The sequence below is a fragment of the Streptomyces sp. NPDC054956 genome (assembly GCF_053609185.1).
On the sequence record NZ_JBSGXB010000252.1, the window covers coordinates 1 to 11,538 of the forward strand.

Annotated in this window: 7 protein-coding genes; 2 read left to right on the plus strand and 5 right to left on the minus strand. The window is 73.2% G+C overall.

Annotated elements, in window-relative coordinates; genetic code table 11:
- Positions 1-113 precede the first annotated feature (113 nt).
- The 3 genes from ACWGDE_RS29435 to ACWGDE_RS29445 all read right to left on the minus strand — a co-directional run bounded on the left by ACWGDE_RS29435 (position 114) and on the right by ACWGDE_RS29445 (position 1,866).
- The gene (locus tag ACWGDE_RS29435) at positions 114-830 is read right to left on the minus strand and encodes a DUF305 domain-containing protein (protein ID WP_453392069.1); all 717 of its coding nucleotides are present in this window, start codon (positions 828-830) and stop codon (positions 114-116) included.
- Positions 827-1,477 (minus strand): DUF3105 domain-containing protein, encoded by a 651-nt coding sequence (locus ACWGDE_RS29440; protein WP_453392070.1) that lies wholly within the window; start codon positions 1,475-1,477, stop codon positions 827-829. The genes ACWGDE_RS29435 and ACWGDE_RS29440 overlap by 4 nt, the downstream gene beginning before the upstream one ends.
- 62 nt (positions 1,478-1,539) lie before the next feature.
- The gene (locus ACWGDE_RS29445; RefSeq protein WP_453392071.1) at positions 1,540-1,866 is read right to left on the minus strand and encodes a hypothetical protein; all 327 of its coding nucleotides are present in this window, start codon (positions 1,864-1,866) and stop codon (positions 1,540-1,542) included.
- A 242-nt stretch (positions 1,867-2,108) separates the two neighbouring features.
- Between ACWGDE_RS29445 and glnA the strand changes: the two genes are divergently transcribed.
- Complete coding sequence (gene glnA / locus ACWGDE_RS29450) at positions 2,109-3,470, plus strand: type I glutamate--ammonia ligase (RefSeq protein ID WP_453392072.1); 1,362 nt, start codon at positions 2,109-2,111, stop codon at positions 3,468-3,470.
- 91 nt (positions 3,471-3,561) lie between these two features.
- Here glnA and ACWGDE_RS29455 read toward each other — a convergent pair whose 3' ends face one another.
- Both ACWGDE_RS29455 and ACWGDE_RS29460 read right to left on the minus strand, forming a co-directional pair.
- A complete protein-coding gene (locus tag ACWGDE_RS29455; RefSeq protein WP_453392073.1) occupies positions 3,562-5,652 on the minus strand; it encodes a PIG-L family deacetylase in 2,091 nt (696 codons plus the stop codon).
- A gap of 303 nt (positions 5,653-5,955) precedes the next feature.
- Positions 5,956-8,166, minus strand: coding sequence for a PIG-L family deacetylase (locus ACWGDE_RS29460; protein WP_453392074.1), 2,211 nt, complete (start codon positions 8,164-8,166; stop codon positions 5,956-5,958).
- A 265-nt stretch (positions 8,167-8,431) separates the two neighbouring features.
- On the opposite strand from ACWGDE_RS29460, the gene ACWGDE_RS29465 reads away from it, so the two are divergent.
- Entirely contained in the window at positions 8,432-11,428 is a 2,997-nt protein-coding gene (locus tag ACWGDE_RS29465; protein ID WP_453392075.1) for a bifunctional [glutamine synthetase] adenylyltransferase/[glutamine synthetase]-adenylyl-L-tyrosine phosphorylase, read from the plus strand.
- The last annotated feature ends 110 nt before the right edge of the window (positions 11,429-11,538 follow it).

The following is an 11,538-nucleotide window of genomic DNA, read 5'->3' on the forward strand; positions in this document are numbered from 1 at the left end:
CGGGCCCCCCCGGGGCTCCGCCCCACCCCCCGCCCCTCTGACGCCGGGGGGGCTGCATACATCCAGCCCCGCCGGGGTGTGAGGCGATCCTTTCGGGTCCGGGCCTCCGCCCGTCACGCCGCCGGTGCCGCCCCGCGCTGCCCGAGCATGTCGGCGATCAGGGCGAGCTCCGACTGCTGCGCCGCCACCATGCCCTGGGCGAGCGCCCGCTCGGCCGGGGTCTGGCACGTGGCGGCGCACCCCTGGGCCATCGCGACGCCGCCCTTGTGGTGCTCGGTCATCAGCCGGAGGTAGAGCACCTCGGCGTCCCGGCCCTCCGCGGAGGAGAGCGCGGCCAGCTCCTCCTTGGTGGCCATGCCGGGCATCAGGGCGCCGGGCTTGGTGACGGCCCCGCCCATCGCGTGCCCGTCCATGCCGTGCCCGTCCGCGGCGTGGTCGTCCCCGGCGTGCCCGCCGGCGGCGTGGTCGCCGCTGCCCATCCAGGACATCGGCGGCTCGTCGGCCACCACCTTCGGCAGCCCCCACAGGTCCAGCCAGCCCAGCAGCATGCCGCGCTGGTTGGCCTGCGTGTTGGCGATGTCGTAGGCGAGGCCGCGCACCGGCTCGTCCTTCGTGCGGTCGCGCACGATGAAGGACATCTCCACCGCCTGCTGGTGGTGGACGGCCATGTCCCGGGCGAACCCCGCGTCGGCGGAGTAGAGCCCCGGGGCCCGGGGGGACGTGGCGGAATCGGCCCCGCCCGCGGTGGCGACCGTGGCCCCCACCGCGAACAGCAGGGCCAGGCCGACGGCGGTGCCGGCGGCCCAGTACGTCCGGGACGGGCGGGTCACTTGTCGGCCAGCCCGTTCGTGCAGGCCGCGCCGGGCTCGGGAGTCTGCGGGCCCTGCACGTACTTGGTGAAGAACTGGGCCACCCGGGGGTCGTCCGCCTTGTCCACGGTCAGCTGCTTGCCCCACGCGCTGAGCATGATGGTGCCGGCCTGCTCCTTGTCCGGGCTCATCAGCGTGTACGGGGTCTTGGCGACCGTGCCGGCGAGCTTCTCCACGTCGGCCTTGTCGGCCTTCTCGTTGTACGTCACCCACACGGCGCCGTGCTCCAGCGAGTGGACCGCGTTGACCTCGGGCAGCGGGTTCTTGTAGACGTCGCCGTTGCAGTTCATCCAGCGGGGGCTGTGGTCGCCGCCGACCGGCGGGTTCATCTCGTACTTCACCGGGGTGTCCACGTGCTTGCGGCCCAGCTTCGCCGCGTCCCAGCTCTGCTCGCCGTCGACGGGCGCCTTGGCGGCGGCGACCTCCGCGTCCTTCTTGTTCTGCTGGTCGATCATCACCCACGCGCCGAAACCGATCAGTCCGGTGACGATGGCCGCCGAAGCGGTGATCGCGATGGCCTTGTTGCGCCGGTCGCGCATCTGGTCGGCGCGGCGCATCTCGGCTATGCGCGCCTGACGGGAGTGGTTGTCGGAGTTCCTGGTGGCCATGGCCCTGAATCCTTCTGCTGAGGGGGGTGGAGGAAATACACGTGCGTCCGGAGCCGGATCCGTCAGGTCCGCAACACCTGGAGGGCGTACAGGTCGGGGCCGCGGGCGAGCGCCCGGGGCAGCCGGGCCGCCCCCGCGCGGGCGGGGAGCCGGGCGGGCCCGGCCGATCCGGAGTCCACCAGCAGGGCGGCGGACGGCGGCACGGGCAGCACCCCGGGGGTCACGTGCGAGAGCGCGGAGCAGCCGGGCAGGTCGTGCGGCGCCTCGCAGACCACGTGCGCCGCGCCGGGGGCGTGGGCGGCCGGGTGGCCGACGGCCTGGCCGTCCACTTGCCCGGCGGCGGGCCGCGCGCACAGGAACACCGCGGCGGCCAGCACCCCGAAGGCCATCAGGAGGAGGGCGCGCCGGTGGAGCGGACGTCCCCGACGTCCCCGCCACGTGTGCTTCCCACCCCCCATGGGCGCCGATGGTAATGCTCATGACGGGCCCAAGGTCAGTGCGGGGGTGCCGTCGGCTTTCCGGGGTGCGTAATCTGGCGGAAACCACCGCTGGCGATACTGGGCCGGCCCGACTGTGCCCCCGCCCCGCCGGGCAGTGGTGCACAGGCCGCCTGAACTGCGAGGATGAAGGTATGGACAAGCAGCAGGAATTCGTCCTCCGGACGCTCGAGGAGCGCGACATCCGCTTCGTGCGCCTGTGGTTCACCGACGTACTGGGCTTCCTCAAGTCCGTCGCGGTCGCGCCGGCGGAGCTGGAACAGGCCTTTGACGAGGGCATCGGATTCGACGGCTCGGCGATCGAGGGGTTCGCGCGCGTCTACGAATCGGACATGATCGCCAAGCCGGACCCGAGCACGTTCCAGATACTGCCGTGGCGCGCGGAGGCCCCCGGCACCGCCCGGATGTTCTGCGACATCCTGATGCCCGACGGCTCGCCGTCGTACGCGGACCCCCGGTACGTCCTCAAGCGCATCCTGAACAAGACCTCGGACCTGGGCTTCACCTTCTACACCCACCCCGAGATCGAGTTCTTCCTGCTGAAGGACAAGCCGCTGGACGGGACCCGCCCGGTCCCGGCGGACAACTCCGGCTATTTCGACCACACTCCGCAGAACGTCGGCATGGACTTCCGCCGGCAGGCCATCACGATGCTCGAATCCATGGGCATCTCGGTCGAGTTCAGCCACCACGAGGGCGCCCCGGGCCAGCAGGAGATCGACCTGCGCTACGCCGACGCCCTCTCCACGGCCGACAACATCATGACCTTCCGCCTGGTCATGAAGCAGGTGGCCCTCGAACAGGGCGTCCAGGCCACCTTCATGCCGAAGCCGTTCTCGGAGTACCCGGGCTCGGGCATGCACACCCACCTCTCCCTCTTCGAGGGCGACCGCAACGCCTTCTACGAGTCGGGCGCCGAGTACCAGCTCTCGAAGGTCGGCCGCTCCTTCATCGCGGGCCTCCTCCGCCATGCCGCGGAAACGGCGGCGGTCACCAACCAGTGGGTGAACTCCTACAAGCGCATCTGGGGCGGCTCCTCGCGCACCGCCGGCTCCGGCGGCGAGGCCCCCTCGTACATCTGCTGGGGCCACAACAACCGCTCGGCCCTGATCCGCGTCCCGATGTACAAGCCCGGCAAGACGGGCTCCTCGCGCGTCGAGGTCCGCTCGATCGACTCGGGCGCCAACCCGTACCTCACGTACGCCGTCCTGCTGGCCGCAGGCCTGAAGGGCATCGAGGAGGGCTACGAACTCCCGGCGGGCGCCGACGACGACGTCTGGGCCCTCTCCGACGCCGAACGCCGCGCGATGGGCATCGAACCCCTCCCGCAGAACCTCGGCGAGGCCATCTCCCTGATGGAGAAGAGCGAACTGGTCGCCGAAACCCTCGGCGAGCACGTCTTCGACTTCTTCCTGCGCAACAAGAAGCAGGAGTGGGAGGAGTACCGGAGCGAGGTCACGGCCTTCGAACTCCGCAAGATGATGCCGGTGCTGTAACACCGGCTCAGCCCCTCCTCGCACGCGCTCCACCCCTCCGGGCCGACGGTCGACGACCGCCGGCCCGGAGTCCGTTCGGCCCGCGGCCGGCCTAGGCCCGGGGGATCGCGCGGTGCCAGACCAGGCGGGTGGGGTTGGGGACCGTGGTGGTGACGTGGAGTTCGGCGTCCAGGCCCAGGACCGCCGTCGTCGTGGCGCCGCCCGGTTCCTGGGTGCCCGCCGGGGCGCCCACGAAGAGCATCTGGGACTCCGTCCACGCGGGCGGGCCGCCGAGGCCCGTCGTGCTGATGGTGCCCGAGTCGGCGCGGCCCGACAGCATGCGACCCGCGACGCCCACCGCGCCGTAGCCGGCCCGGCCGCCGGCCTCCGCGATGCTGGAGACGGCCGGCTTCGAGGCGCCCTCGCCCGCCGTGACCAGGGCGGTGCGCACGACGCCGGAGTCGGGGCGCCGGAAGTACAGGCGTACGCCCGCCGCCTCCGGGGTCGCGGTGAGGGGCACGGTGGTGGCCGGGAGGCCGGTCGGGAAGGGCCCGGCCAGCGGGGCGCCCGGGGTGGGCTGGATCCAGGCGAGCACGGACTGGGTGGTGGTCACGTAGACGTGGCGCCGCCCGGCCGCGTCGGTGGCCGTCACCGGGTCGCTCTGCAGGTCGCCGCCGCCCAGCTGCTGCCAGCCGCCGAAGCCGCCCGAGGGCTGCTGGATCCGGGCGAGCAGGGTGCGGCGGGCGTTGCGGACGTAGACGGTCAGGCGGCCGTCCTGGTCGACGGCCCCCGAGGGAGCGCTGATCGCGGAGGTGCTGTCCTCGTCGTCGAGCTCGGGGGTGCCGAGCGAGACCCACTCCCCGAACGGTCCGCCGGGCGCGGACTGGGCGGAGTAGACGATCTCGCGCCGGTAGTCCTGCGGCCGCTCGCCGAAGAGGGTGCGGGTGGCGAGGACGGCGACGCGCCCGTCGGGGAAGCGGGCGGTGGTCGCGCCCGGGTCCACACCGGTGCCGGGCAGCAGGGCCGGACCCTGCCAGACGGCCGCGGGGCCGGTGCCCGGGCCGCGGGTCCAGACGGCCATCTGGCCGTCGAGGGCGGCGAAGGCGTACAGCCGGCCGGGCGTGCCCTGCACCAGCCAGGAGGCGTTGTCGGCGCGTGCGTAGCGCAGCGACTGGGCCCAGTTGTGGCCGGTCGGGCTGCCCGCCACCTTGCGGTCGCCGCAACCGTAGGGGGAGCCGCAGTAGTTCTGCTTGTCGTGCCACGCGTACGTCCGCAGGAAGCCGGTCTTCGCCTCGGCCGTCTGCGGGTCCAGCGTGTGCGGCAGGGTGCCGTTGTGGTACCCGAGGTAGCTCTGGACGGTGAAGTGGGGACGCTGCCCGACCGGGACGCGCGCGGCGTACGAGGCCGCCGCGGCCTGCGCGAACCGGGCCCCGTACATGTGGTCCTGGTGGTCGGTGTACCGGCCGGAGTCGAAGTAGCGCCCCGGTGTCGGGTCCTGCATCCGTATCGTCGTCGGCTTGTACCGCTCCAGCACCCCGGCTATCGCCGCTATCAGCTGGTCCTTGCTGTACGCGTACGACTGCTTGACCGGGGTGCCCGCGGCGAACTGGGGCCCCAGCGCCGGTATCCGGCCGTTCCACAGGCCGCGCAGGCTCTCGGGCGTGTCCGAGACGGTGGCGCGGGCCTCGCGCATCTGCAGCCAGACCAGGTTGATGTGCGGCTTCGCCACGAGGACGTCGAGCTCGGCCTGCCCGCCGCCCGCGGTGGGTATGACCGTACGCTTCCACGCGCTGGTGCGGTCGCCGGTGGCCATCTCCGCGTAGGCGGAGCGTATGCCGTTCTGCCGGGCTTCCGAGTAGCGGCCCCGGTCGGCGGGCTGTTCGGGGTCCTTGGCCGCGCCGCCGTTGGCCTCGTTGCGGCCGTCGGCCTCGCCGGAGGTGAGGTACACGGTGGTGAGCGGGGTGCCGGCCAGCAGCGAGCGGCTGAGGTCGGGGTTCATGAAGAACAGGTCGTCGTCGGGGTGGGCGGCGATCGAGACGATCGATCCGGCGGTGGTGCTCGCCTGGAGGGCGGTCACCGGGTCCGTTCCCGAGGCCTCGGCGGCCGTCTGCTGGCCGGAGGCCACGGCGAGCGCGCCGGTGACCCCGACGGTGAGCATCGGGAGCACGGTCGCGAGGAGGAAGCGTCGGCGGGAAACGGGCATCGATTACGCCTTGGTGTCATTCCGGCAGGAAGAACCTTGAACAGCCGGTCGGTCGGTGTTGGTCAGTCAGTGAGAGGTCAATACGGGCAAGTTGGTTCACCGGTTTCGCCGATGACTTCTTCATCTCCTGAAGTGACCGTTCGAGATTCTGCCGTGCCCGATCTTGGTGTGTGCGTGCGACCGGTATGTGGACGGTATGTGGAGGTTGTCCCTCCGGACGGCACACCAAAAAACGCCCCCCTTGGGGGGCGTTGGATGGATTGCCGGGTTGGATAGGAATTGATCCCGTTTCTATCGCATTGCCTACGGAGCCGTGTTGCGCGGCCCCACCGGCTGCCACGGAGCCAGGTGCGCGTTCGCGTCGTCCGCCGAGGAGGTCACGTACAGCCGCGCGTCCAGCCCCACCACCGCCAGGCTCACCAGGTTCCTGCCCGTCGTCGTCGACGACGGCGCCCCCACGAACATCAGCGGCGACCGCTCCCACGGCCTGCCCCACCCGACGTCCGAGCCCAGCTGCCCGCCCGCCGACCGCCCGGCCAGCAGATGCCCGCTCGCCGTCACCGCGCCGAAGCCGGACAGCCCGCCGAGGTCCGTGAGCCCGCTCGCCCTCAGCCCGCCGTCGCCCGTGATCAGCGCCGTACGGACGTTGCCCGAGCCCGGCTTGCGCAGCCACAGCCGCACGCCGCCGTCGCGGCCCTGCGCCGTGATCGGGAGCGCCGTCTCCGGCAGCCCGGTCCCGGTGGCCGGGCCGAGCGGCTCGCCCGGCTTCGGCTGCACCCAGCCGATCACGCTCTTGGTGGTCGCCGCGAGGACCACGCGCCGGCCGGCGCCGTCGGTCGCCGCGGCCGGAGTGCCGTGCAGGTCCGCGCCCCCGTACTTCTCCCACGGTCCCCAGTCGCCGTTCGCCGCCTGCACCCGGCCGCGCAGGGTGTACGCGCCGTCGCGGACGTAGACCGCGAGCTGCCCGGAGCCGTCGACGGCCACCGCGGGCGCGCTGATGTCCGAGGTCCAGTTCTCGTCGGCGCCCTCCGGCGTGCCGAGGACCACCCAGTCCCCGAACTCCTCCGAACCGGGGCCCTTCTGGACGGTGTAGACGATCTCGCGCCTGTAGTCGGCCGGCTTGGCGCCGAAGGACGTACGGGTGCCGAAGGCGGCGAGGCGGCCGTCCTTCAGCGTGACCGTGGAGACCCCCTGGTCCATGAGGGTGCCGGGGGCGCCGGGGAGCAGCCGCGGACCGCTCCACGCGCCGAGCAGGCCGGCCCGGTGCCACAGGGCCAGCCGGCCGTCGAGCACCTTGAACGCCCACAGCCCGTGCTCCTTGTCGGAGGCCAGCCAGGAAGTGCTCGTACCGCGCGCGTAGTTGATGGACGAGGTCCAGTGGTTTCCCGCCGGATGGTCGGCGACCTTGAGGTCGCCGCAGCCGGCGGCGCTGCCGCAGTGGTTCTGCTTGTCGGTCCAGGCGTAGGTGTCCAGGATGTCCAGCTTCTCCTTGGCCTCGTCCGGGTCGAGGGCGCTGGGGAGCGAGCCGTTGAAGTAGCCCGTGTAGTTCTGCACCGCGAAGTGCGGGCGGTCCCGGACCTCCTTCGCGTACGCGCCGAGCGCCAGCTGCGCGAACCGGGCGCCGTAGAAGTGGTCCTGGTGGTCGGTGTACCGCTTGGTGTCGGGGAAGCGCCCCGGCGAGGGGTCCTGGGAGCGGACGGTGGTGGGCTTGTACCGCTCCAGGACGCCGACGAGCGTCCGCACGACCTGGTCCTTCGTGTACGTGAACCCCTGCTTGACCGGGCTCCCGGAGGCGAGCATCGACTCCAGGCGGGGGACCTTGCCGTCCCACAGGCCGTGCAGGCTGTCGGGCCGGTCCGCGTAGACGTTGCCCGCCTCGCGCAGCTGTAGCCAGACCAGGTGGACCGAGGGCTTCGCCACGAGGACGTCGAGCTCGGCGCGGCCGCCGCCCCCGGTCGGGACGACGGTGCGCTGCCAGGCGCTGTCCCGGTCGCCGGTGGCCATCTTCGCGTAGGCGGCGCGGATGCCGTTCTGCCGGGCCTCGGCGTAGGCGGGCTTGTCGGCCGGGGTGGTGGCCTCCGCGGCGGCCCCCGCGTTGATCCCGTCGGCCTCGCCGGAGGTGAGGTACACGGAGGTGACGGGGCGGCCCGCGGCCATGGAGTACCGCAGGTCCGGATTCATGAAGTACAGGTCGTCGTCGGGGTGCGCGACGATCTGCAGCACCCGGCCCGGGTCCGGCGGATCCGCGGCGGCGGTGACCGCGGAGGCCGGCTTCCCGTCGGTCGCGGCGGGGGCGGAGAGACCGGCCAGGGCCTCGTTGCCGCGCAGCAGCAGCATGGTGCCGGCGGCGGTGGCCGCACAGAACCCGACGGCCTTGACGATCCGGGCCCGGCGCGTACGGTCCCCCGCGCGGGCTCCCCGCCGGTGCCGGCCGGCGGCTTCGGGGGAGCCGCCGGGGCCGCCGGGGCCGCTCGGTCCGGTGGGTCCGTCGGCGGGGCGTACGGGGTCGGGCATCGGGCTCCTCCTGGCCGGTCGGCGGGGAGCGGGCCCCATGGCGTCACAAGTCTGCCAATAATCTGACAATCCGTCCCATCGTACGTCTCGGTGAGTCGAACGACCGCTCCGGCGAGGCGCCGTGCCGGGCGGCGCGGAGGCGTGCCCCACTTCCCCGGGACCGCTTAGGCTCTCCCCGGGTGGGCGCGCGCGACCAGGCCGTAACCGGGCCCGCGAAACCGCCCGGCCAGGGCAGAGGCAGCCGACGTACGCGGGAGGCGGCGGGATGACAGTCCCGGGACGCAGGAGCAGTACTTTCAGCCGGCTGCTGCGCAGCGGTTTCACCGACCCCTCCGCCGCCGCCCGGCTGCTCGACGCCGACGCGCTGGCCGCCGTACGCGCCGATCCGGTGCTCCTCGACGCCCTCGGAGCCACCGCCGACCCCGACCTCGCCCTCCTCGGCCTGGTCCGGCTCGCCGAGGCGCAGTCGCCCGACGAACTGCCCGTACTCCTCGACACCCTGGTCAGCGCCAAACCCCTGCGCGACCGCCTCCTGGGGGTGCTCGGCGCCTCCGAGGCCCTCGGCGACCACCTCGCCCGCCACCACCAGGACTGGCAGGCCCTCGTCACCTACGAGGCCGCCGACCTGCACCCCGGGCTGCCCGAGTTCGAGAACGGACTGGCCGGCGCCCACGACCCCGTCGCCCTGCGCGTCGCCTACCGCCGCTGCCTGCTCTCCATCGCCGCCCGCGACGTCTGCGGCACCATCGACGTGGCCCAGACCGCCGCCGAGCTCGCCGACCTCGCCACCGCCACCCTGCGCGCGGCCCTGCGCATCGCGAGCGCCGCCGCCCCCGAGGACGCGGCCGCCTGCCGGCTCGCCGTCATCGCCATGGGCAAGTGCGGCGGCCACGAGCTGAACTACGTCTCCGACGTCGACGTCATCTTCGTCGGCGACGCCCCCGCCGGAGCCGCCGGAGCCGACGAGGGCAAGGCCGTCCAGGCCGCCACCCGCCTCGCCTCCCACCTCATGCGGATCTGCTCCGAGACCACCGTCGAAGGCACCATCTGGCCCGTCGACGCCAACCTCCGCCCCGAGGGCAGAAACGGTCCGCTCGTCCGCACCCTCTCCTCCCACCTCGCCTACTACCAACGCTGGGCCAAGACCTGGGAGTTCCAGGCCCTCCTCAAGGCCCGCGCCGTCGCCGGCGACGAAACCCTCGGCGCCGAGTACGTCGAAGCCATAACTCCCCTCGTCTGGCAGGCCGCCGAGCGCGAGAACTTCGTCGCCGACGTCCAGAAGATGCGCCGCCGCGTCGTCGACAACATCCCCGCCGCCCAGGTCGACCGGGAACTCAAACTCGGCCCCGGCGGCCTGCGCGACGTCGAGTTCGCCGTCCAGCTCCTCCAGCTCGTCCACGGCCGCTCCGACGCCACCCTGCACTCCTCCAGCACCCTCGACGCGCTCCACGCGCTCGCCGCCGGCGGCTACGTCGGACGCGCCGACGCCGCCCAGCTCAACGACGCGTACCGGTTCCTGCGCGCCATGGAACACCGCATCCAGCTCTACCGGCTGCGCCGCACCCACCTCGTCCCCGAGGACGAGAGCGACCTGCGGCGCCTGGGCCGCTCCATGGGCCTGCGCACCGAACCCGTCGCCGAACTCAACAAGGCCTGGCGCCGGCACGCCTCCGTCGTCCGCCGCCTGCACGAGAAGCTCTTCTACCGGCCGCTCCTCGACGCCGTCGCCCAGCTCGCCCCCGGCGAGACCCGGCTCTCCCCGCGCGCCGCCGGCCAGCGCCTCGAAGCCCTCGGGTACGCCGACCCGGCCGCGGCCCTGCGCCACCTCGAAGCCCTCGCCTCCGGAGTCACCCGCAAGGCCGCCATCCAGCGCACCCTGCTGCCCGTGCTCCTCGGCTGGTTCGCCGACTCCGCCGACCCCGACGCCGGCCTGCTCAACTTCCGCAAGGTCTCCGACGCCCTGGGCCGCACCCCCTGGTACCTGCGCCTGCTGCGCGACGAAGGCGCCGCCGCCGAGAACCTCGCCCGCGTCCTGTCCGCCGGCCGCCTCGCCCCCGACCTGCTCATGCGCGCCCCCGAAGCCGTCGCCCTGCTCGGCGACGCCGAAGGCCTGGCACCCCGTACCCACGAGGCCCTCGAACAGGAAGTGCTCGCCGCCGTCGGCCGCGCCGAGACCCCCGAAGCGGGCGTGGCCGCCGCCCGCGGAGTGCGCCGCCGCGAACTCTTCCGCACCACCGCCGCCGACATCATCGGCTCCTACGGTACGGAGGAGAGCCCCGCCGAGGAGGACCACGGAGCCCTGGTCGACCGGGTCGGCGACGCCGTCTCCGACCTCACCGCCGCCACCGTCGCCGGAGCCCTGCGCGCCGCCGTCCAGAGCCACTTCGGCGACACCCTGCCCACCCGCTTCGCCGTCATCGGAGTCGGCCGCTTCGGCGGCCACGAACTCGGCTACGGCTCCGACGCCGACGTCCTGTTCGTCCACGAACCCCGCGAGGGCGTCGAGGAACAGGAGGCCGCGAAGGCCGCCCAGACCGTCGTCTCCGAGATGCGCAGGCTCCTCCAGCTGCCCACCGCCGACCCGCCGCTGCTCATCGACGCGGACCTGCGCCCCGAAGGCCGCTCCGGCCCGCTCGTGCGCACCCTCCCCTCCTACGCCGCCTACTACCGCCGCTGGTCCCTGACCTGGGAGTCCCAGGCCCTGCTGCGCGCCGAACCGATCGCGGGCGACGCCGAGCTCGGCGCCCGCTTCATCGACCTGATCGACCCGCTGCGCTACCCCGTGGAAGGCCTCGGCGAGGACGCCGTCCGCGAGATCCGGCGGCTGAAGGCCCGGATGGAATCCGAACGCCTGCCCCGGGGCGCCGACCCGACCCTGCACACCAAACTCGGCCGCGGCGGCCTCAGCGACGTCGAGTGGACCGTCCAGCTGATCCAGATGCGCCACGCCTGGGTCGAGCCGGGCCTGCGCACCACCCGGACCCGCCGGGCACTGGCCGCCGCCCACGCGGCCGGGCTGATCCCCACCGAGGAGGCGCAGATCCTCGACGAGGCCTGGGTACTGGCCACCCGCGTCCGCAACGCGGTCATGCTGGTCCGCGGCCGCGCCGGCGACACCTTCCCCTCCGACGCCCGCGAACTGGCGGCGGTCGGCCGCTACCTCGGCTACCAGGAGGGCCGCGTCGGAGAAATGCTGGACGACTACCGCCGCATCACCCGCCGCGCACGGGGCGTGGTGGACGAACTGTTCTACGGGGCCTAGGGCGTGTCTTTCGGATCAGGCCGGGCCCGCGGCGCCCGGCACCGCACCTCGCCGCGTTGTCGTCGGTCGACGACGCTCCGCGTCGCCTCCCTCCTCCGCCTTGCGATGCA